Below are 23,376 nucleotides of genomic sequence, written 5' to 3'. Positions count from 1 at the left end.
GCCTACTAACCTCTAATCTCGAAACATTGTCATGCTGAGGGACGAAGCATCTATTCGCCGATATGCATAACGGTTATAACATTGTGGTTAACAGATCCTTCGCTCTCGCTCAGGATGACAAAGGGGCTTTGAGATCGCTTTAACCTCTAACAACCTACCTATCCACTTCCCCCAATACAAAATCAAGGGAGCCAATGGTGGCTATCAGGTCGGCTATTAAAACGCCTTTGCCTAATTCTTCTAACACGGATAGGTTGCAGAAACTTGGGCCGCGCGATTTTACGCGGAAAGGTATCTCTTTACGGTCGCTATCATGAATGAAGTAGAAGCCCAGTTCGCCTTTGGTGCCTTCGCAACGGATGTAATAGTCCTGCGCCTTTGGGGTAAGCTTGCGGGGAAGTTTAGCGCGCGGGTCAAAGTCAGGGGTGCGTTTCAGTTCTTTCTGCAGGCGGTCCAGGCATTGTTCAATGATGCGGACGGATTGGTCAACTTCATCCACGCGCACTTTATAGCGGTCCCAGCAATCGCCGGTGGTACCCATTTGGCCGGTGCCGATGGGTATGTCAAATTCCAGTTCGGGGTAGGCCGAATAATTATCAATGCGGCGCAAGTCGTACTTCAATCCCGAACCACGCAGCACAGGGCCGCTACATCCGTAATTAATGGCTACATCTAAAGGTAATACGCCTACGTTGGCGGTGCGGCTGATGAATATCTGGTTATCGGTAAGGAGGCGGTTAAGCTCTACCATTTTGGGTTTAAAGTAATCAACAAACTCGCGGCAGCGTTCTTCAAAACCAACAGGTAAATCGTAAAACAAACCGCCCACCCATATATAGTTATACAGCATACGCGAGCCGGAGGCCCACTCCAGCATACCCATAATATGCTCGCGGTCGCGGAAACACCACAGGAAAGGGGTGAAGGCGCCAATATCGATACCGTAAGTACCAATGGCTATCAAATGCGATGCAATGCGGTTAAGCTCGCAAACCAGAACGCGGATGTATTCGATGCGTTTCGGGATATCCTTATCGATGCCCAGCATGCGTTCAATCCCCATTACCCAGGCATGGCTGTTATTCATTGATGCCAGGTAATCCATCCTATCGGTAAACGGGATGGTTTGTTGGTAGGTGAGTGCTTCGGCATGTTTCTCAAAACAGCGGTGCAGGTAACCAATATGCGGAATAACTTCTTTTACTATCTCGCCATCGGTGATTAATTCCAGGCGCAAAACACCGTGGGTAGATGGGTGCTGTGGACCCATGTTCAATACCATGTCTTCCACAGAAGCGTCAGCTATTTTCTTCTGATAGCGCTCGAGAGCAAGGTTGTATTTTGAAGTTTGTAGTTCCAAAGTTTTATGTCTTGTCCAAATTAACAAAAATGTCATTTCGAGGGAAGCGAAGCGACGAGAAATCTTGAACGGCTATTTATTACCGCTTGTATGACCGTAATGCAGTTGTGCCGAAGTTTTCTCTTCGCCCTCCCGCGCTTTTCCCCCGCGTGTGCTCATCGAAATGACAGAGCTGGTTGAAGGTTTGCGTTTTACGGCTCCCCCTTCAGGGGGCTGGGGGGCTCAATCTATTTTAATTCCCTTATAATATTCCGCATTAGCGTAATCCTTCCTAAGCGGATATCCTTCCCAATCATCAGGCATTAAAAGCCTACGTAAATCCGGGTGCCCTTCAAAGTATATCCCAAGCATATCAAAGGCTTCGCGTTCGTGCCAATCGGCGGCGCGGTAAACCGATGTAATGCTGGGGAAAGAGGGAAGTTCTTCCAAATCGCGGCCGGCCTCTTTGCTCACCTTTAATACCAATTGCAAATTGTAAGGGATAGATGACAGGTGGTAAACCACACCGAAACGGTCGGCTTCCACACCATAATCCACCCCGCTCAAGCAGCTCAAAAAATCGAAATATGTTTTTGGGTTATTGCGCAGCTCCAGGCATACATCGGCTATCCTTTCGGCATCTATCAGCAGGGCAGGTTGCATGCCTGTACGCTCTTCGCCAACAATAACGGCTTCGCCAAACTTGTCAATAAGCAGTTGTTTAATATCGTCGAAACTCATGGGGCCAGGCGTACTATCTTCCAGTTTTTATTGTCGGTTTTTTTGTAAACAATCCTGTCGTGCAGGCGGCTGCGGCGGCCTTGCCAAAACTCTATCAGGCGTGGCTTTAAAATGTAGCCACCCCACGATGATGGCTTCGGTACATCCTTATCGGCATATTCGGCTTCCAGTTCGGCCATGCGTTTTTCCAGCAACTCGCGGCCTTCAATTTCCTGGCTTTGCGGCGATGCTATTGCACCAAGCTGGCTTGCCTTAGGGCGCGAGTGAAAATATTTTTCAGAATAACTTTTATCGAGTTTTTCAATAGTGCCCTCTATTCGTACCTGGCGTTCCATATCGCCCCAAAAGAAAATAAGCGCCCCCATAGGGTTTTTAGCTATCTCTTTCCCCTTGCGGCTGAGGTAGTTGGTGTAAAACTTAAAACCATCGTCGCTAAAGCCTTTCAGCAACACTATGCGTGCCGAGGGGCGGCCATCGGTGGTGGCGGTGGCTAAAGTCATGGCATTAGGTTCGTAAACCTTTGCGTTAATGGCTTCGTTAAACCATTTGTCGAACTGGCGCATGGGGTTCTCGTGCACATCGTCCTCGTTAAGCGAGGCGGCGCTGTAGTCCTGCCTCAAGTTTTGTATATCCTGCTCGTTCATCACAGCAAACTTACAAATTAATTATACCGTACATATTGTACAACTGTTCAAATTAAATGATATTGAACATAATTTTACAAAAGGCGTTTATACAATAAAATTTTACACCCATGCTTAGCGAGATACCTGCCGCCTCAGGGCGTTTATTAATATCCGAACCTTTTATGCCCGACCCAAACTTTAAACGGTCGGTAATTATTTTAGTTGATTACTCGGAGGCGGGTGCCATGGGCTTTATCCTTAACCACCAAACCGAGCATATGCTGGGCGATATTTTGCCCGATGTATCGTACTCGGAGATACCCGTTTACATGGGCGGCCCCGTTGCCGAAAATACGCTGCATTACATACACCGATGCCCCGAAAAAATTGACGGCGGCATAGAAATAGCCGATGGTATTTTTTGGGGTGGCGATTTTGAACAAATAAAAGAGCTGATAACCAATTACCAGCTGACCGAAGATGAGATAAAATTTTTTATGGGCTACAGCGGCTGGACACCCGACCAACTGGATAACGAGCTGCGCGAAGATGCCTGGATAGTTACCGGCAAGTACGAAGCCGATGCCGTATTTAGCAACAACGAGCAAAATATGTGGCGCGAAACCGTCATCAGCCTCGGCCAGCGCTACGCCCACATCGCCAACTTCCCCGAGAACCCTACGTTGAATTAAATTGGTTCATTAGTTCATTGGTTCACTTGTTTATTGGTGGTTTGTGCCCTATAAACCATGGAATATCCTTTGGTCAAACGATACTTGGCAGATAAGCCGCGTTTTCGCCCACACCAAATCGGTGGAATCTTTTTCATATCGGTGAAATCATCAAAAAATCGGTGCAATCGGTGGCAAAATTTATTAAATTCACCACCTTAATAATAACCCGGTTAATTTTCTGCTATGTTAAAAAGATTCCCCCTGTTGTTCTGTGCGCTCTTTATTTCTGCAACTGTTTCCGTTCACGCCCAGGATGCCGACCCTTATATGGGCATCATCCCGGCACCTGTATCCGTAAAAAAATCCATTGGCGAGTTCGTCCTAAGCCAGGAGACCCGTGTATTGGCCGATACACCTAATAACAAAGCCGTGCAGTTCTTTTCGGCATACCTTTCTAACAATATGGCCTACAACAAGCAGGTAGGTTTACGCAACGCCAATTCGGGCTCTAACATCATCTATTTAACATCAACCGGTACCGAAGGCCTTGCGCCGGAGGGTTACCGCCTTACCATAACCCCGCAGCAAATTACCGTGGCCGGTAAAGGGGCTGGGCTTTTCTACGGTATACAAACCCTGCTGCAATTAATGCCGCTGGAGCGTGCCGCTACCGCCAAACTACCTTGCGCCACTATAGAAGATTTTCCGCGCTTTGGTTACCGCGGGCTGATGTTGGACGTTTGCCGCCACTTTTTCTCGGTAAATATGGTGAAACGCTATATCGACCTGATGGCGGGCTATAAACTGAACACCTTTCACTGGCACCTGACCGACGACCAGGGCTGGCGCATCGAAATAAAAAAATACCCGCGCTTAACACAAGTGGCCAGCGTACGTGCGCAAAGCGTTATCGGCGTATACCGCGACCGTAACCCGCAGCAATTTGATAACACCCCGCACGGTGGTTTTTACACGCAGGATGAGATACGCGACGTTATTAAATACGCCGCCGACCGCTACATTACCATAGTGCCCGAAATTGAAATGCCGGGCCACGCGCAGGCTGCATTGGCTGCTTTCCCCGAGCTAAGCTGCGACCCTAAAATTGATTACAAGGTAGCCGAAACCTGGGGCGTGTTCAATAACATCTTCTGCCCGTCGGAAAAAACCTTCCACTTTTTAGAGGATGTGCTTACCGAGGTGATCGACCTGTTCCCGAGCAAATACATACACATAGGCGGAGACGAAGCACCAAAAACCGTTTGGAAGAACTCTAAATTTTGCCAGGACCTGATCAAAAAACTGAAGCTGAAAGATGAGCACGAACTGCAAAGCTACTTCATACAACGGATGGAAAAGTTTGTGAACAGCAAAGGCCGTAGCATTATTGGCTGGGATGAAATTTTAGAGGGTGGGTTGGCACCTAACGCTACCGTGATGAGCTGGAGGGGCGAAGAAGGCGGTATTGCCGCAGCACAGCAAAACCACGATGTTATCATGACTCCCGGTAGCCATGGCCTATACATCGACCATGGGCAGGGCCGTCTTAACCAGGAGCCATTGAGCATTGGCGGTAACGAGCCTCTGTCTAAAATATACAGCTATAACCCAACGCCGGCCAGTTTAACTCCTGCACAGCAGGCCCACGTTAAGGGCGTACAGGCAAACCTGTGGACGGAGTACATCACTACTGATAAAAAAGTAGAGTTTATGCTGCTGCCGAGGATGCTGGCGCTATCAGAGATCGCATGGTCGCCCCTGGCTAATAAAAACTATAAGGATTTTGCTGAAACCCGTATCCCGGGGCATTTGGCATGGCTGGATAAGGCAGGTTACGAGTACCATGTGCCAAACGCTATTGGCTCGGCCGATACTACTATTATTGGCTCGCAGTATACGGTTAACCTGAAATCGCCGGTGCAGGGCGCTACCATTTATTACACCATTGATGGTTACACCCCGCGCGAAACCGAAATGGCCTACACCAAACCCATGACGTATTTGGTGCCTATTGACCAGTACCGCGAGATACAAACCATTGTGGTAACACCTGCCGGCAAACGCAGCAACGTTACCAAAACTACCATTTACAATAAAGCGCCAATGCCTGCCGTTGATTTTACCGGGACAAACACCGGCATGAAATACCAGGCATCGCAAGGCTCGTATGTAAACACCACACAGATAAATTCGGCAGCGGTGATAGATACGGGCATTGCTAAAAGCTTCCAGATAGCTAATTCGGCGTTTAAGAAAGCTTTTGTGAAGTATGGCGTGGTTTACACCGGTTACCTGAAGGCGGATATGGATGGAACTTATGGTTTCTCTACGCAATCGTACAATGGATCGATGCTTTACATCGACGATATACCTGTAGTTGATAACGATGGCCGCAAAGGCAATAACGAAACTACGGGCTATGTGCCGTTGTTAAAGGGCTTCCATAAAGTGACGGTTAAATATGTGGATGCTTTGCCAACGAATAGTATGCTGCGTGTTTACATGACCATTCCCGGTAAGCCAAAAGGAGAAGTTTCGCCCGATATGCTTTACTATTAAGCCGATACTATAAACATGAATGCAAGATATTTTATACTGATAGCGGCAGCTTGCACCTTATTTACAGCATGCAGCAGCGACCAACAGCAAAAGGTGGCGGCCAAAGCAGCACCCGATAAACCTGTTGTGCAGGAGCCTTTCCGTTTCCATAAAGCGATAGAGGTATCGCCGGGGCAAACTTATGATGTATTGAGTTGGGGCAGGGGAGCCAAAGAGTTTGGTGCCTTTATGATACTGCACTCCGACTCGGCCGCCGCCAAATACACCACCACAACCGGCGATCTGGATGGCGCCATAACCGATGTATACAACGCCGACATGGATACCGATGGCAACCCCGAGGTATTGATACAGGCCAAGGGGAAAGACACCGTTAACTATGCCAAAATTTACGCCTTTGAGTTTAGTAACAGCAATGCCAATAAGCTCGACTTCCCGAGGCTGAACAACTCGCAACGCAAGGGCTACCGCGGTAACGATAATTTTTATATTAAAGACGGCCTGCTGATACGCGAGTTCCCGATATACAGCAGTAACGATAGCCTGGCCAAGCCAACCGGTGCCAAGCGTGTACTGCAATACGGCCTAAGCCGCAATAGCTTTACCGTTACACAATTGAGTAAAGATTCGGTATCGGTAAAAGAGCCAGTTGCCGCACAGCCCGAAAAGAAAACAGAGGTTAAAAGATCTTTGAAGAAAAAAACGGAGACCAAAAAGAAGAAGCGTAGGAGGAGAGGGTAAGCCCCCAACTCAAGTTTATCTTTCCAAAAAAATATACTCCACAAAGAAAGCCGCCCATTACAGGCGGCTTTTCAACTTTAAAAACAATTCAACCTCACAGATCCATCAGTTCTTGGCGGGCGCGGTTTTTATTTCGCTGCCGTCTCTTATTTCTTCGCTGGCTACATTCACTACTTTGTCGCCTTCGTTTAATTGTGCAAATACTTCGGTTTTACCATCTGCCGAGCGGCCTGTAGTTGCAGGCACCCATTTGGCTTTACCGTCGGCAACGGTAATTAAATACACACCCAATGTAGAGTTGAGTATAGCTTTGTTGGGCACTACAAAAGCACCGCTATTGCCCGATACCGGTATATGCACTTCGGCCACCATGCCGGGCAACAGTTTTTTGTTGGCATTAAAAACGTCCATCTCTATGCGCTGCGCACGCAGTTTGGCATCTAAAGCGCCCGACATACGGTTTACTTTGGCATTGAATACTTGGCCCGGCATTGCTTTTACCGTAAATGTTACTTCGCTTTTATCGCTCAGGGCACCGGTGTAATTTTCGGGTACGCTGACGGCAAGGCGCAATTTCTTTTGCTCCTGCAGGGTAAACACCGGCAGTTCCGAGCCTTTACCCGACGGGCCCACATAGGCGCCTGCGCTTACGTTACGCGCGGTGATGATACCATCGAAAGGGGCGCGTATTAGCAGGTAATCGCGGTTAGCGCCAACCTCTTTGTAAGCGGCACGGGCTGCCTGGAGTTGAGAAAAGTCGGAGTTTTGTTTGGCAAGGGCCAGGTCAAGCTCGTTTGGCGATACCGTGCCCGGTGTTTTACTGGTCTCCAGCAGGCGTTTGTAAGTTGCCTTGCTGGCCTGGTATAGCGCCTCCTGCGATTGCAGCCTCGATTCGGCACCCGATAATTGGGAATTTACCTCGGGAGCCTGCAGGGTAGCCAAAAGCTCGCCGGCGTGTACTTCGCTACCTATATCGGCATTTAATTTGGTTACAAAGCTGTTCACCTTGGCATAAAGGTCAACCTGTTGAAAGGCAACCAGTTCGCCCGGTACGTTGAACGAGGTGCTGATGGTACCTTTTTGCAGGCCGATAACTTCTACAGGAGGGGCTTCCTGTACTGCTTCGGCTTTTTTCTCTTCTTTATTTTCCGGTGAGCCGCATGATTGCAGCGCCACGGCAAGCGCAGTTACACTTAAAAATTTTATGATGGATGGCTTATTCATATAGCGTTGGTGACAGGTGTGTTTGTGTTGATATAAAATTTACTTTCTTCGTCTTCAGGGTCGAGCGATACGCTTACGGTGGTGGCTTTTTCCTGCCCCCATGCAAAGGCAAGCGGCAGGATGAACAATGCGGCAAAGGTTGACATGATAAGCCCGCCTACTACAGCACGGCCTAACGGCGATGATTGGTCGCCTGCTTCGCCAAGCCCGCTGGCCATAGGTATCATACCCACAACCATTGCCAAAGCCGTCATCACAATAGGGCGCATACGCAGGGCGGCGGCTTCTTTGGCCGATAACAGCGCATTGCCGTTATGCTTGCGCAATTGCTCGGCATTGGTAATAAGCAGTACCGCGTTGGAGATGGATATCCCTACAGACATGATCATACCCATGTACGATTGCAAATTAAGCGTAGAGCCGCAAATAATAAGCAGCAGCAACGACCCCAATATAACCGCAGGTACCGTTACCAATACCACGCCCGATACTTTGAACGACTGGAAGTTGGCCGCCAGCATCAGGAATATTACCACAATGGCCACGATCAAACCGTTCTCTAAACTGCTCATGGTATCGGTAAGCGTATTGCTCATACCTATCATTTCCACGTTCAGGCCGCGGGGCAGTTCGCCAAGGTCTTTGATGGCTTTTTGTACATCTTTTGACGCCGAGCCTAAATCGTGGTTGTTTAAGTTGGCGGTTACCGATAGCACCGGCATGGCGCCCAGGTTGTCGTTTTCGCCATAGGTGGTACCGGGAGTGATGGTGGCCACATCGCTCAGTACAGGGCGGCTGGAGTTGCGCAGAATCGGCGTTTCGCCAATATCGTTTATGCTGGCCATTTTACTTTCGGGCACCTGTATCTGTACGCTGTAGCTGTAGCCGGCCTTTTCATCAACCCAAATATTCTTTTCGGTAAAGCGGGATGACGATGTTGCGGCAATGAGCGAGCGCGAGATATCATTCATATCCACACCTAATTGTGCGGCGCGTGTACGGTCCACCTCGACGTTTAACGACGGGTACTTGGTAGATTGCCCCAACTGTACATCGCGCAGGTAATTGATCTTGGTAAGCTCGGCTATGAGTTTGTTGGCATACTGCTCGTTAAGTACCTTGTTCCTGCCCGATACACGTACCTCTACCGGCGTTGGCGAACCCTGGCTTAATATCTTATCGGTAAGCTCTATCGGCTCAAAGGATAGTTTAATATCAGGTATCTCCTTGCTTATTTTGGCGCGTATCTTTTCTTTCAGCTCGTCCAGGTTGGCCTTGTAATCTTCTTTCAGGGCCACCTGTATAACGGCCTCGTGCGGTTGTGCCATCCACAAAAATATAGGGCTGATAGAGAACAGTGCAGGGTGTGTACCCACATAGGCCGAACTGATGGCCACATTCTCTTTTCCGGTTATGCTGCTGATGGCGTTGATAGCAGCAAGGGTTTTCTTTTCGGTACTTTCTATACGGGTACCTTCGGCCGCCCTTATGCGTAGCTGGAATTGCCCGCCATTTACCTTAGGCAACACGTCGCGGCCAATGCTGCTCATCAGGAAGGCGGCAATTGCCACGCTAATTATTATGTAACCCGTTACAATAGGTTTGCGGTAGGGCACCATACGGTCGATAAAGCGCATATAGCTCATGCGGATGCGTTCGAAACGGCTTACTTTGCCATCGCGGTCGCTATCGGCACGCTCAACCAAAGTACCTTTTTGCGCCCAGGTATCGTGCTCGCCTGCAGCATCAAGGCCGGCGGCTTTAAACTCTTCGGCATCGGTCATTTCCTGTCCGTTTGGTTTGTGGTGATGTTTTATCTTCATCAGCCAGTTGGCCATAACCGGTACAAAGGTTTGCGCCAAAAAGTACGATACCACCATGCTGAAACCAATGGCCAATGCCAGCGGCAGGAACAATGAGCCCGGTATACCGCCCATGCTGAATGCCGGCGCAAACACTGCCAAAATACAGAACAGGATAAGCAATTTAGGGAAGGCTATCTCTTTACAGGCATCCCATATAGCCAGGGCCTTGGGCTTGCCCATATCAAAGTGCTGGTGAATATTCTCTATCGTAACCGTACTTTCATCCACCAAAATACCAATGGCCAATGCCAAGCCGCTCAGTGTCATGATATTGATGGTTTGCCCGAACAGGCTCAGGAACAGCACTGCCGAAATAATGGCTATCGGGATGGTGAGTATCACAATACAGGCCCCGCGCACGTCGCCCAGGAACATCATTACCATTAAGCCCGTTAGTATAGCACCAAGGGCACCCTCGGTCAATAAGCTTTTTACGGAGTTGATCACGTAGGTAGATTGGTCGAACTCGTAGCTCAACTTCACATCCTCGGGTAAGTTAGCCTGTATTTTAGGCAGCGACTTTTTAAGCGTTTGTACCACTTCCCAGGTGGAGGCATCGGCACTTTTGGCAATGTTGAGGTAGACCGAACGGCGGCCGTTCACCAGGGCATAGCCCGATGTTACGTCGGCACCGTCTTCTACCGTGGCCACATCTTTAAGGTAAAGGTTTTGCACGCCGCCTTTAAACAGGGGGATGTTCTCAAAATCTTTTATACCGTGCTCGGTGGTGTTGGTTGGGGTGATGTAGTTTTTGTCGCCTATGCGTACGTTACCCGATGGAGCGGTAAGGTTATTCACGCGCAGGGCCTCCACCAATTGGTCGGGCGTTAAGTTGTGCGAGCGTAGTTGCTGCGGGTCTACCTTTACTACCACGGTACGCACGTTACCACCAAAGGGCGGCGGGCCAACCAGGCCGGGTATTTGGGTGAACGATGCACGCACGTATACGTTGGCCAAATCGGCCAGTTCGTTATTGCTGCGCTTGTTGCTGCTCAGTACTATTTGGCCAACGGGCAGGGTAGAGGCATCAAACCTTACAATAAAGGGTGGATTGGAGCCGGGAGGGAAGATAGCCTGTATCCTGTTGGCAAATGCGCTTACCTCGGCAGCTGCCTGCGCCATATTGGTGCCGGGGTAAAAGTTTATCTTCATGAGGGTAAGGCCCTGTATGTTTTTGGTTTCGATGCTTTTTACACCATTAACGAACAGCAGGATGTTGATGTATTGCTTACCGAACATAGCCTCCATTTGCGAAGGCGTGTAGCCCGAAAAAGGGTGTGAAAGGTAAATAACGGGCAGATCGAGCTTGGGGAAAATATCAACCTTTATGGTAGTGGCCGATTTGATGCCGAAGAACAGCATACCGGCAACCAGCACCATAATGGTGATAGGTTTACGCAGCGCAAAACGAATTAAATTCATCAGTATATATTAAAGTTCAGTTACAAATAAGTTAAGGTCGCCGGTGGCGGCAGCTTTCAGCAGCAGGGCTTGCCATACGTTGTTAAAGGCTATGTCGCGGTCGGTTTCGGCGCGGATGAGGGTGTAGCGCGCCTGTGTTACATCAACCAAATTGGTTAACCCGTTTTTATACAGTACCGATTTTTGCACCCAGGCATCGCCCGCGGCCTTTATTTGCACGGGCACTTCGCGGTAGCTGGTTAGGGCATTCAGTATTTTCCTGTCAGATAGGTTCACCTGTGCGGTCAATTCCTGTTTAGCAAGCGTAAGCTCGTCGGTAAGACCCCGGCTTATAAAGCGCTGCGCTTTCACTTGTTTAGCAGTGCGGAAGGGCTGCGTAAAGTTCCAGGTAACGCTAAAACCCACCAGGTAATTGCTACGGGTAGGGTTTATGCCATCCCAGTAATTGCCGGTGTAAGAAGTTTGATCGTTAACGTAATTGCTGCCGAAACCAGAAGCACGCGACTGGAACACGCTGAACAGCGAGAACGTTGGGTAGCTGAACGTGCGGAAATAATCGGCTTGTTTATCGCTCAAAGCAATGCGGCTTTTATAGAGGCCAAGCACAGGGTGTTTGCCCGATATGCTATCCGCAGCGGCGGCAGCGGCAATATCTGCCGGTATGCGCGTGGTGAAAGTGGTATCCAAAACAAAATCGGCAGTGGGCGAGCCTATCAGTACCGACAGGTTTTTGGCTTGTTCCTGCTCGGTGTTGAGTGCCTGTACCAATAATATGCGTGCGCCTGATATTTCGGCATTGGCCTGTGATGAATCTACGCCCGCTATCAAGCCGCCTTTTGCACGGGCCTGCACTACCAGGCGCGAGGTATCGGCACGCAGCAGGTTTTTACGGTACGATATGGTGATGCGTTGTGCGGCTACCAAATTGAGGTAAGCTGCCGCGGTGCGCACTTTTTGCTGGAAAATTTCCTGCTGGTAATCGCTGCTATCGCGGTGGGCGGTGGCTTGTGCCGTCCTGATACGTTCTTTGGCGCGGCCGAAAGCGAAAAAGTCCCAGTTCATGTTGGCGAGGTAGAGGGCGCCAAAGGCAGCGTTCCAGTTTTGCTGTGCCAGCGCCGGGCCTGCCGAACCTGCGGTACCCGCCATAGGGTAAAGCGGGCCGTTTATACCGTTGATGGTGCCGTAGGCCTGTTGTATGCCGAGATTCAGATTTGGCAGGTATTCGCGTTTGGCCTGGCTGATGCCTTCGGTAGAGGCGGCGGCGTAGTTGGCTTTTGCCTTTATGGTGCCATAATTGTCGGTGGCCATTTGCAGGGCCTCCTTTAAGCTGAGGTGTTGTTGTGCGTTCGCGCTATTGGCCAGCAGAAAGGCCGACAGGCAAACGAAGAGGGCTGGTGATTTCATTTACGTCAAAAAAGCATCGTTAACCCGGTTGGCTAACGTAGTGCAAGACTACCGCAGCTTTTTGAAGCAAATTTGAAGTATCGTTACAGAATTGCCGTTCATTGTGTATTTCTGACAATAATATTACGCAAGGGCAGTATCGGCCGCAAAAAATGTTTCCTCAACGGTGATTGCCTGCTCGGTTTGTAATGCTTCTTCGGCAAATATCACCTGTAAAATGTGCTCGTTGTTTTGGTAGGTGTAACTCACTTCAAAATTGTTCACCGAGCATATTTGCTGCACTATAGAAAGGCCCAAGCCAATGCTATCGGCACATTGGTTGGATTTTTTGAAACGCTGGAAAAGCATTTCAGGTTCCACCACAGGCGGCTGGCCAGGGTTTTTCACCATTAAGCGGTTAGGGGTAAGCGTAATATCGATGTAACCATCGGGCGCGTTGTAGCGGATGGCGTTGCTCAGCAGGTTGTTCAGCAATATTTCGGCCAGTACGGGGTGTATCAGTACCGGTATGTTGCTACCAATGTGGTTGCGCAACGTAATCCCCTTCATCTCCATGTGCGGCTCCATATCGCGCACCATATCTTTGGCTATGCGGCAAAGTTTTACCTGCTCGGTAGTGTGGTATTCGGCATTGTTCAACTTGGTAAGCAGCAGCAGCGAGCGGTTTATTTTCACCAGCTTTTCTATCGACGATTGCATATCGCCTATTAGCAAGGCCTGGTCCTCATTTATCGGCGTTTCCGAAAGTAATTCCAGTTTGGTGCGGATAACGGCCAGCGGGGTTTGCACCTCGTGCGAGGCGTTCTCGCTAAACTCCTTCACGGCCGAATACTCCTGCAGGGCGCGGTCGGTCATGTTTTTCAGGAAGCTGTTCAGCTCTTTAAACTCAGCAGTGGTGGTGGCGGGCAGTACCAATTTTTCGCGGTTGCCCAGCGTGAATTGCCCAATGCTCTTAAGCGTTTGGTTAAATGGCGAAAGGATATATTTAGACAGCAGCCTGCCCGTGATGAGCACGCTGATGGTGAGCAGCCCCATCTTCCAGGCCAGGGCGTATATCATACCCATAATAATTTGCCTGCCCTGGGTAACGTAGTTGTAAGTGTAAACCGCGTACACCTTGCCGTTGATGTTATAATACGATGTTACATCCATGCGGCACTCGTTGCGCTTAAGTTCTGTGTTGTAGAAATTGTAGTTGTGCGGTTGTGTTTTAACGGTAGGCATGGCCGCAACAGTTTTTACCGTAATGGGCCTATCCAGCATGTACTGGTGCGGCGGCTGGCCTGCCTTCAGCTGGGCGGCCACCTTATCGGTAACCTGCGTAAGGCGGGCAATTTCGGCGTTGTTGATGTTATCTTTTATGCTGCGGTAGCTGATAACCATGGTGAACGGCGTTACCAGGAACACCACGCCCAATATCCAGTAAGTGAGTTTGTTAATTAATTTCATATTGCTGCCTCTGTGGCTTTAAAACGGTAGCCAAGCCCGTACACCGTGTCTATGTAGTCGGTGCCGTTTAGCTGCGCTATTTTGCGCCTCAGGTTTTTAACGTGCTGATAAACAAAATCTAAGTTATCTAAATTATCGGTATAATCGCCCCAAAGGTGGGTGGCAATGGCCTGTTTTGACAATACCCTGTTTTTATTCACCACAAAATACATCAGCAGGTCAAATTCCTTGCGGGTAATATCCAGTAATTGGTTGTTAATGAAGGCCTCCAGCGTATCGGTATTCAGGCTTATCTCGTTAAAACTGATGATGCTGCCGCTGCTGCCAGCCGGGTTTTTGCGGCGATAAATGGCCCGCAGCCGGGCATGCAATTCCGACAGGTGGAAAGGTTTGGTAATATAATCGTCCGCACCGCCTTCCAGTCCGCGTATTTTATCGTCAAGCGCCTCCTTTGCCGAAATAATGAGCACCCCGCTGGCAATGTTCTCCTGCTTAATAATACGCAACAGATCAAGCCCATTACCATCCGGCAGCATAATATCCAGCAGGATAAGGTCGTACCCCGACGAAAGTATTTTGTCCTTTGCTTTAGCGTAAGTATCGGCCACCTCGCACAGGTACCCCTCACGGGTTAAAAACTCCCTGATGCTGGCGCCCAACTGCGGATTATCTTCAAGCACAAGTACTTTCATGCTGCAAATATACAAGGGAATTTTGAAGTGAATTTGAAGGGGGGGGATGTTCGCTAAAATCTCTATCTTGTTTTGATAATGAGACTAATATTAAGAAGCGATATTGAAAGATGGGCCAACGAGTTCGAAAGTAAAGGTTATTTCCCAGTAATGATTTCTCGATTGGTTAGAGCAACCGCTCCAAAGGAGGCGTACATTGATTTCCCTTCGGGAAATGCCGTATTCATTGGAGGCTATGATGGTTTGGTAAATAGCCCAATAGGTAATGGTTTTGTCCCACAGGACGTATCGGTATGGGAATTTGGCACTGAACCAAAAATAAAAGGTAAGGCGGAAAAAGACTTTTTAAAAAGAATAAAAAATCCCGAAGGATATATCTGTGCAGAATCGACATTTATTTTTGTCACCCCTCGTTTTTGGCGATACAAAGAAAAATGGCGACAAAGTAAATTAGCAGAAGGCAAATGGAAGGATATTCGCGTTTACGATTCATCTAATTTAGAGCAATGGCTTGATCAGTGCGCCGTTGTTTCAAGATGGTTTTCCGCATTCATTGGTAAGTCCCCCGCGGATGGAATTCTCACCGTTGAAGAATACTGGAAAAGTTGGTCGGTAGGACCTATGGGTAAGTTGCCTATTGAAACTATTATTTCAGGACGAACTTCCGAGATAAATACCCTTAAAAATAGTTTAAACGGCACTCCTGAAATAATTGCAGTTAAGGCAGCGTCCAAAAACGAAGCAGCTGCATTTATTTTAGCCTCTGCTTTTACATTCGATGAAGCTTCATGCGAACGTTTTTTATCTCGTACTTTAATAATTGATACAATTGACAATTTTAGAAAACTTCATCTAAGTGATTCAAATTTAAATCTAATTATTCGTTTTGAGGAACGCGATGGGCTTTATACAGGCGTTATCGAGAACCACCATGTTTTGGTGCCGCTTGGGCCAGAAGATGATTTAAATCAAAAAACGATTACTCTTCCAACAATTGATAGAGAAGGACAGATTAACGGACTCGTACAAATGGGATTGTCCAAAACAGACTCTGAAAGATTTTCGCGCGAGGCTGGACGCAATATTACAATATTGAAGCGATTGTTAAGATTTCCACAAAATAGATTAGCATGGTTTGTCGATGAATATGTTAGACAGCTTATACCGAGTATGTTAATTGGGAGGTGGCATGCCTCAAAAAAGGGGGATCATATGTTGTTGGAACAATTAGCGAATCAACCTTATGAAGAATATCTTGAAAAAGTAATTCGATTAGTCAATGTTGAGGAATCACCACTTTTGAAAATTGGAGATCTTTTTCGATTGTTGTCGCCATTAGATATATGGTCATCCATTGCTAAATACATAACGCCGAAAGATATAAAATTGTTAGGTGAATGTTTTCAGACAGCATTTGCAGGAGGGAATCCGTTGGAAGTGCCGGCCAATGAAAAAGAGCGTTGGATTATTGAATTTAACAACGAAAAGACCTATTCAAGTTGGGTTAGAGAAGGAATTATTCAGTCACTCATTTTGGTGGCTTTTTATGGGGATAATCTGAAGCTTACCGGAATGCGTAATTCACAGGTATGGGTGGATTCTCAAGTATCGAAATTATTCAGCGAGGCAGATAGAAATTTGTGGCGTTCCTTGGAACGGGAGTTGCCTCTATTAGCGGAAGCGGCACCGCAGTCTTTTTTGGATATACTAAATAAGGATTTAGAAGGTGACAATCCTATGGTAATGGAATTGTTCGAAGAAAAAGATGGGTTATTTCATAAAATAAGCTACCATTCGGGACTTTTATGGGCACTAGAAAGCTTGGCATGGTTGCCCGAATATTTACACGACGCGAGTTTGATTTTAGCGAAACTCGCAAAACTTGACCCTGGTGGGCAATTAGCTAATCGACCAATTAATAGCTTAAACGAGATATTTAAAACTTGGCATTACCAAACTTTAGCCTCATTTGATGAACGAGTAAGTGTTCTCAGGTTAATTTGTGATAAAGAACCAGATGTTGGTTGGGAGTTGCTCATTAAACTACTTCCTAACCATCACGGAGTTGCATTCCACACTCATAAAATGCGTTGGCGGGTATTTGATCGAAACTTCAATATTCAACATACATATCAGGACATATGGGAAATGAATAGTGCTATCGTTGATATACTAATTGAAATTTTCGACAACTCAGATGTCAAACTCGCTGAAATGCTTACAAAATCAGTTGATTTAAGTGACTTGGATCGACAAAAAATTTTTGACAGAAGTATTTCAACTGCTAAATCCTTTAAAAATGGTGGGTCGGAAAGTTGGAGCGCAGTTAGGAGGATACTATCGCATCACCGCTCTCATCCTCAGACCGATTGGGCACTGCCTGAATCCACTCTTGAGAAGTATCAAGAGTTATACGATTTGCTCACTCCTGACGATTTAATAGAAAAGAACTGTTGGCTTTTTGATGAATGGCCTGATTTTCCTGAAGGTGGCGAAGACGACGAAAGGAAAGATCATAAAATTGCTCGCCGTAGAAAGGAATTTATTGATACAATGATGAATCAATACGGATTGGAGGCTATTATCACTTTGAGTGGTAAAATAAAAGAGTCTTGGTCGTTGGGAAACGCGTTGGCCGAAGTATTAGTGGATGAGTTAAAAATTGAAGAGTTGCTATCTTTAGTTGACTTTGATAGCGTCTCGCAATCAAAATTTATTCGAAGTTTTTTAGGTTTTCAAAAAGAGGACCGCGATATCAATTGGATAAAACATTTCTATCAATACTTAGAAGATAATCGGTGTTCTGTTAAAGTGAAGATTGATTATCTGACATCATTTGCACCATCCAATGAACTTTGGGATATGATTGATATATTGCCAAATGACATACGCGATGGGTACTGGCAGAATACAAGTCCGTGGTTTTATCAATTGACTAATGAGGAAAAAATTCGTGGTTTAAAAAACCTAATTGAATATTCTAGATTTTTTACAGCAGTTCACCAAGCTTATTTTTTTATAGATGATGTTCCATCTTCTTTATTATCAGAATTGCTTGAAAAAGCTGCTATGATTGAAGCTAATGAACAGGGTAACTTTGGACATCACCTTGAGAGACTGTTAGATAAAATGGAAGATCGGGTAGATATCAGTCATGAACAGAAAATTAAATTAGAATGGCTATATATGCCAATGCTTGGGGGATTTAATGCTGTGCGTAAACCGGAGAATCTTCATAACGAACTTCAGAAAAGCCCTCAGTTTTTCGTAGAAGTTTTGACTTGGGTTTATAGACCAGAAGGTAAGAAGGAAATAACAGGAAATAACGAAGGATATACAAAAGAAATGATAATCAATAGAGCAAGAGCTGCCCATGAATTATTGGACTCTTGGACAAAAATTCCTGGAACTGATGATAGCAGTCAAATCGACAGCGAGTATTTGAAAAACTGGATAAGTGAGGTGAGGTCATTAGCGAAAATGGTTGGTCGTCAAAACGTTGCAGATATGGAAATTGGCAAAATCTTGGGACACTTCCCTGAACGCGAAGACGACTGGCCTCCTTTACCAATTTGTGAATTGATTGAAGAACTTAATAGCGATGCTATCAATCGCAATTTCATTACTCAAGTGTTCAACAATCATGGATCTTCCAGTAGAGGGCCATTTGATGGTGGCAATATTGAGCGGCAACTTGCCGCAAATTTCAATAGATTCGCTAACCTCCACAAAAACAAGCATAGAAAATTGAGCAGGCTTTTTAGCGATTTAGCAAAGCGTTACGAGTTGGAGGCATTACGAATGGACGAGGAAGCAGAGCGAGACCGTTTAGAATATTGAAATTTTCTTTCGTCACCGCAGGGTCTCCTGATAAGGGACCCTGCGGCAACGGATGCCGTCAAAAGACGTATATTCAGCCATGGCAATTAGGACACGGCATTCAACTGAAGAAAATACCTGGTTTATTACTTTTACGTGCTATAACTGGTTGCCTTTGTTTGAGAAAACCGAATCGTACGATCTGGTTTATAATTGGTTAAAGCTGATCGATGTGAAATATCATATCAAAACTTTTGCCTTTGTAATAATGCCTAACCATGTTCACGCAATTTTACACCTGCCGAACGATGGGTTGGACTTGAATAAGGTCGTTTCAAATGGGAAAAGGTTCATGGCCTATGCGTTGATCGACCGGTTGAAATCACAAAAGGAAGATGGTTTGTTAAGTAAACTTTCCGCGGCTTGTAGTGAACTGGAAAGGGCTAAGGGGCAAATACATAAAGTCTTCGAAAGTTCCTTTGATGCTAAACCAATTTTCACCCTGCCATTCCTGCATCAAAAGCTGGATTATATACACCATAACCCGGTAAGCGGGAAATGGCGTTTATGCGAGGAGTATACAGATTACGCGCACAGCAGCGCAGCTTTTTATATAGATGGTAAGGTCCATGAGCAGATAGCAATTGCCGATTACCGGGAGTACTGGTTTTGATGGCTTCGCTTTTTTTAACGGGTATTCGTTTCCGCAGGGTCCCTTTCAGGAGACCCTGCGGTGACGGGGGGATTGCCGATTATAGGGAGTACTGGTTTTGATGGCTTCGCGTTCGTTTCCGCAGGGTCCCTTTTAGGAGACCCTGCGGTGACGGGAATATAGCAATTGCTGATTATAGGGAATATTGGTTTTGATGGCTTCGCGTATTTTAACGGGCATTCGTTGCCTCAGGGTCCCTTTCAGGAGACCCTGCGGTGACGGAAAACAAAACCCACCATCCGCCACCACCGCCTATCACCCTCTACTACTAATAATATTTTCTATTTGCCTCAACTGCTCGGCGGTTAGGCTGTCCAGGTTTTCCTGGCTCAGGATGGTGTTGTTTATCTGGATATAGTTGTTTTGCGCGTTCAGCTTGTTGCCCGCCCCGGCGGGCTGCTCGCCGATGCTGCCTACCATCTCGAAGTAGAGTTTAGCCGCGCGTATGTCGCCCTCGCTGGCGCGCTTAAATACCATGCCCAATACGCTGTGGCTCATAAATTTAAATTGCTCTATTTCGGCAGCAAATTCGGGATGTTCTTTATATTCCTTAATATGGCCGGCAACGGTTTGGCGGCTGATGCCGGTTTCGCGGGCTATTTGGTTTTTGGTGGGCATAACGGCATGCTGTTGCAGATGCCTGGCAATGGCATTGCTTATCAGCATGTGGTTGCGTTCCCATAGGTCGTTCTTGGTGTCTTCCTGCATAACGGGTTCGATCTTTTCTAAGAACCGGTCGCGCTCGGTATCTTTCGATCCTTGCAAAATTTCGGACAGCTTGTTTTCTAATAGTGTTTTTTCCTGCTCGCTAAGGCCACCCACATCTGCCGGCGTAATTCTTTCGCGTGCCAGCAGCTTTTCTATCTTTTGGATAATACCACTCAGCGGCATAGAGGGCCTTGTTTTTGTCTTCGCCATGGTTCTTAACTTTTGAAGCAAGTTAGCGAATTGTATTTATAAATACTAATATTTTTAGTAATTTATAACTTTTTAATGACTTTTTATAACTATTTGATTATTAGTTTTTTATAAAATTTATAACTTAAAATGTGTTAAGTTATGTTAACCCTGTATTGGTTATTTGGCCGTTAAAGGTGGGGGAGAGCCTTGCAATTTTAGGATAGTGTCAAAGGGTTTAAACCTATTTATCTGCACATAAAATAAAGCAAGCCCGTTAGGGGGTGAACGCGATATGTTGAGTACCTACGGCACTCAAAACCTGGAGCCGGGTGTTCTACAAAGCTCTTACCCCTAACGGGGTAGTACAAAGTTTCACTTAACAGCATTGAGTTACCGGGGCACAGAACGGTGCCGGTATAGAGAGAGCTACCCGGGGAGTGGCAACGGGTGCCGTTAAAAGATTCCTTTGTAAACCTGTTCAGGCTTTCTTTACAAACTCGGATTTGAGCGCCATAGCACCGAACCCTTCTATCTTACAATCGATATTATGATCGCTATCAACCAAACGAATGTTTTTGACTTTGGTGCCGGCTTTTATTGGTTGGGCACTGCCTTTCACCGGCAGGTTTTTTATTGTTATCACCGTATCCCCATCCTGCAGGATATTCCCGTTACTGTCTTTCACTACAAACGTGTCATCACTTGTGGTTGCTTCTACTGTACTCCATTCGTGCCCGCATTCCGGGCAAACCAGTTGGTTATTGAGCGCATAAGTATAAGGAGAATGGCATATCGGACAAGGGGCAAATTCACTCATTGAAGTTTAAATTAAAGGCGCAAAGATAAAAAATGCCGCCCTTGCCCTTGAATATATTTTGAGGGCTTTATTGGGGATAAACTCCTTTGGGAAGTTTAAAGGATTGCGTGAAATAGGTAGTTAAAATTTCTCTGCCTTACTCTTTACTCCACTACCAACCTCACCGTATGCCACTTGCTCAGCTTGTTCATCAGCTCGTCCAGTTTTACGGGTTTGCAGATGTAGTCGTCCATGCCGGCCTGGTAGCATAGTTGCTGGTCGGTGTCCATGGCGTTGGCGGTGAGGGCTATGATAACGGGTTGGGTAATGTTGCTTGCGCGGATGGCGCGGGTAGCTTCGAGCCCGTCCATTACGGGCATTTGCATATCCATCAGGATGAGGCCGTAGCTGCCGCCGTACATGGCATCCAGGGCTTCCTGCCCGTTCTTTACGATGGTGGGTTGGTAGCCCATTTTGCGCAGGATGTGTTTGATCACATGCTGGTTCACCTCGTTATCTTCGGCTATCAAAATATCGAAGGGGTATTTATCGCCAAAGGTGGTTGATAGTTTGGTTTTTGCCACAACCTCATCGTGCGATACCGGCCTGTTGCGCAGGGCGGTAAATACCTGCTTGCTCAACTGCTGCTGCTTGATGGGTTTCGACATAATGGAGGTGAACAGCTGGCGCTCATCGTTCTTAAACTCTTCGCCTATGGAGCTGAGCAGGATGATAGGCAACTGCGGGTAGCTGTCTTTGATCAGTTTGGCCACCATAGCGCCGTCCATAACGGGCATTTCCATATCGGTTATCACCAGGTCGATGTGTTTATCTTTTTGCAGGGCCACCAGGGCTTCGGCACCCGAGCTGGTGAGTATGGGCTTCAGGTTCCAGCTTTCGAACTGGCGGCGTAATATGGCCAGGTTTGTTTCGTTGTCATCTATCACCAGTATCTTTTTGCCCTTCAGGTCCTGTATGTCGGCGCTGTTGGTAGAAACCGGCTTGCTGCTGCCCGCTATGGTTTTTATGGTGAAGTAGAACGATGAGCCTTCGCCGTAGGTGCTTTTTACGCCCACTTCGCCACCCATTAGTTTTACCAGTTTTTCGCAAATAGCCAGGCCCAAACCGGTACCACCATACTTGCGCGTGGTAGACGAATCTACCTGCGAGAATGCCTTGAAAAGCCTGGTGATCTTATCCTGCGGTATACCTATGCCGGTATCCCAAACATCAAACTTTAGCGAAAGGCGGCCATCGGCACCAATATCAATAATGTCTACCTTAATGCCTATTTCGCCTTTTTCGGTAAACTTCATGGCGTTGCTCAGCAGGTTTATCAGTATCTGCTTTAAGCGTAATGGGTCGCCTATAATGTTGGCGGGGATACCTTCGGCAATTTCGTAAACCAGGTCGAGCTTCAATTGCCCGGCCTTTATGGCGAACATATCCAATACGTCTTCCACGCATTGGCGCAGGTTAAAGTCGTCGCCCTCCAGCTCCAGATTGCCCGATTCTATTTTAGAGAAATCGAGGATGTTGTTGATCACATGTATCAGCGTTTCGCCGCAATTGATAATGGTATCGGTGAACATGCGCTGCTCATCGGTAAGCGCGGTTTCGCTCAACAGGCTCGACATACCTATAACCCCGTTCATAGGCGTACGTATCTCGTGGCTCATGGTGGCCAAAAAGATGCTCTTCTCCTGGTTGGCGCGGTCAGCAGCCTCGCGGGCCTCGGTTAAGCCTTCGTTCAGCACCATCAGCTCTTCGTTGGCTTGCTCAAGCACCTCCTGGTGTTGTTTGCGCTCTAACGATAGGGCGGCCTCCTGCTGCAGTTCTACCATTTGCAGGGCCTGCACTACCTGCAACTCGTTATACTTACGTAACTGGTAGCTCCACAGGCCGCAGGTGAACATAATGACGCCCGTAAGCAATACGTGGATAATGAAAGTCTGCAGATCGAAGTAATTGAGTTGCGTAAAGTAGATGCCGCCGTAGCCGATATCCTGCAGGTAACTAAAAGTGGCATGGTGCACCACCACCACAATAAGCAGGGGCAGTTGCAGTTTCCATTTTTGGTAGGTAATGAGGATGGCACTGCTGATAAAGGCAAAAAAGTGCATCTCGAACAGCCCGTGCATCTGGTAGATGAACTGGGCCATAAATATGCCCAGCACAGCACTTAGTACGTATTGATACAGGTCAGAATCGGGGAGGAGGAACTTGGTAGAATAATAGGCCAGTACGCAAATGCCGCCTACGCCAATGGCAATGAGCCAGGTATCGTAAAAAAAGGCGATGCCCAGGCCCACTACAAAGTAGAAGGCCATGAAGTAGTTCATCAGCTTATCTGACCTCTCCTTCACTTCCGACTGGAATAACAAATTTTGTGTTATAGATGCTTGCACTATGT

At 47.1% G+C, this 23,376-nt stretch carries 16 protein-coding genes; 5 read left to right on the top strand and 11 right to left on the bottom strand.

Annotation, left to right across the window (positions count from 1 at the left end; genetic code table 11):
• Positions 1-154 precede the first annotated feature (154 nt).
• The 3 genes from BC343_RS14000 to pdxH form a co-directional block, all read right to left on the bottom strand.
• Positions 155-1,282, bottom strand: coding sequence for an NADH-quinone oxidoreductase subunit D (locus BC343_RS14000; RefSeq protein ID WP_238381783.1), 1,128 nt, complete (start codon positions 1,280-1,282; stop codon positions 155-157).
• Between the two features lie 300 nt (positions 1,283-1,582).
• On the bottom strand, positions 1,583-2,080 hold the full coding sequence (locus BC343_RS13995; protein ID WP_078348415.1) for an NADH-quinone oxidoreductase subunit C: 498 nt from the start codon (positions 2,078-2,080) through the stop codon (positions 1,583-1,585).
• Positions 2,077-2,724, bottom strand: a complete 648-nt coding sequence (pdxH, locus tag BC343_RS13990; protein ID WP_078348414.1) for a pyridoxamine 5'-phosphate oxidase — start codon at positions 2,722-2,724, stop codon at positions 2,077-2,079. Before pdxH ends, BC343_RS13995 begins: the two co-directional genes overlap by 4 nt.
• Positions 2,725-2,834: 110 nt before the next feature.
• Between pdxH and BC343_RS13985 the strand changes: the two genes are divergently transcribed.
• The 3 genes from BC343_RS13985 to BC343_RS13975 all read left to right on the top strand — a co-directional run bounded on the left by BC343_RS13985 (position 2,835) and on the right by BC343_RS13975 (position 6,680).
• Positions 2,835-3,398 carry a YqgE/AlgH family protein gene (locus BC343_RS13985; RefSeq protein ID WP_078348413.1) on the top strand — a complete coding sequence of 188 codons (564 nt, stop codon included), beginning with the start codon at positions 2,835-2,837 and terminating at the stop codon, positions 3,396-3,398.
• Positions 3,399-3,623: 225 nt separating this feature from the next.
• A complete protein-coding gene (locus tag BC343_RS13980) occupies positions 3,624-5,939 on the top strand; it encodes a family 20 glycosylhydrolase (RefSeq protein WP_078348412.1) in 2,316 nt (771 codons plus the stop codon).
• Between the two features lie 15 nt (positions 5,940-5,954).
• Positions 5,955-6,680 carry a hypothetical protein gene (locus tag BC343_RS13975; RefSeq protein ID WP_078348411.1) on the top strand — a complete coding sequence of 242 codons (726 nt, stop codon included), beginning with the start codon at positions 5,955-5,957 and terminating at the stop codon, positions 6,678-6,680.
• 105 nt (positions 6,681-6,785) lie between these two features.
• Here the strand turns inward: BC343_RS13975 and BC343_RS13970 are convergent, their stop codons facing one another.
• From BC343_RS13970 to BC343_RS13950, 5 genes are all read right to left on the bottom strand, one after another.
• Positions 6,786-7,904 carry an efflux RND transporter periplasmic adaptor subunit gene (locus BC343_RS13970; RefSeq protein WP_078348410.1) on the bottom strand — a complete coding sequence of 373 codons (1,119 nt, stop codon included), beginning with the start codon at positions 7,902-7,904 and terminating at the stop codon, positions 6,786-6,788.
• Positions 7,901-11,191 carry an efflux RND transporter permease subunit gene (locus BC343_RS13965; RefSeq protein WP_078348409.1) on the bottom strand — a complete coding sequence of 1,097 codons (3,291 nt, stop codon included), beginning with the start codon at positions 11,189-11,191 and terminating at the stop codon, positions 7,901-7,903. Before BC343_RS13965 ends, BC343_RS13970 begins: the two co-directional genes overlap by 4 nt.
• Before the next feature lie 9 nt (positions 11,192-11,200).
• A complete protein-coding gene (locus BC343_RS13960) occupies positions 11,201-12,595 on the bottom strand; it encodes a TolC family protein (RefSeq protein WP_078348408.1) in 1,395 nt (464 codons plus the stop codon).
• A 123-nt stretch (positions 12,596-12,718) separates the two neighbouring features.
• Positions 12,719-14,044, bottom strand: coding sequence for a sensor histidine kinase (locus BC343_RS13955; RefSeq protein ID WP_078348407.1), 1,326 nt, complete (start codon positions 14,042-14,044; stop codon positions 12,719-12,721).
• On the bottom strand, positions 14,041-14,736 hold the full coding sequence (locus BC343_RS13950; protein ID WP_078348406.1) for a response regulator transcription factor: 696 nt from the start codon (positions 14,734-14,736) through the stop codon (positions 14,041-14,043). Before BC343_RS13950 ends, BC343_RS13955 begins: the two co-directional genes overlap by 4 nt.
• A 78-nt stretch (positions 14,737-14,814) precedes the next feature.
• Between BC343_RS13950 and BC343_RS13945 the strand changes: the two genes are divergently transcribed.
• Together BC343_RS13945 and BC343_RS13940 are read left to right on the top strand one after the other, a co-directional pair.
• On the top strand, positions 14,815-18,576 hold the full coding sequence (locus tag BC343_RS13945) for a hypothetical protein (RefSeq protein ID WP_078348405.1): 3,762 nt from the start codon (positions 14,815-14,817) through the stop codon (positions 18,574-18,576).
• A gap of 79 nt (positions 18,577-18,655) precedes the next feature.
• On the top strand, positions 18,656-19,228 hold the full coding sequence (locus BC343_RS13940; protein ID WP_162276872.1) for an REP-associated tyrosine transposase: 573 nt from the start codon (positions 18,656-18,658) through the stop codon (positions 19,226-19,228).
• A gap of 294 nt (positions 19,229-19,522) precedes the next feature.
• Here BC343_RS13940 and BC343_RS13935 read toward each other — a convergent pair whose 3' ends face one another.
• From BC343_RS13935 to BC343_RS13925, 3 genes are all read right to left on the bottom strand, one after another.
• Positions 19,523-20,185: a hypothetical protein gene (locus BC343_RS13935; RefSeq protein ID WP_078348403.1), complete on the bottom strand. Its 663-nt coding sequence runs from the start codon at positions 20,183-20,185 to the stop codon at positions 19,523-19,525.
• Positions 20,186-20,645: 460 nt separating this feature from the next.
• On the bottom strand, positions 20,646-20,984 hold the full coding sequence (locus BC343_RS13930) for a zinc ribbon domain-containing protein YjdM (RefSeq protein WP_078348402.1): 339 nt from the start codon (positions 20,982-20,984) through the stop codon (positions 20,646-20,648).
• A gap of 143 nt (positions 20,985-21,127) precedes the next feature.
• A complete protein-coding gene (locus BC343_RS13925; protein WP_143822177.1) occupies positions 21,128-23,371 on the bottom strand; it encodes a response regulator in 2,244 nt (747 codons plus the stop codon).
• Positions 23,372-23,376: the final 5 nt, after the last annotated feature.

This window comes from Mucilaginibacter pedocola (assembly GCF_002013915.1).
Taxonomy (GTDB): Bacteria; Bacteroidota; Bacteroidia; order Sphingobacteriales; family Sphingobacteriaceae; genus Mucilaginibacter; species Mucilaginibacter pedocola.
This window is presented reverse-complemented; position numbering and strand designations above follow the sequence as displayed.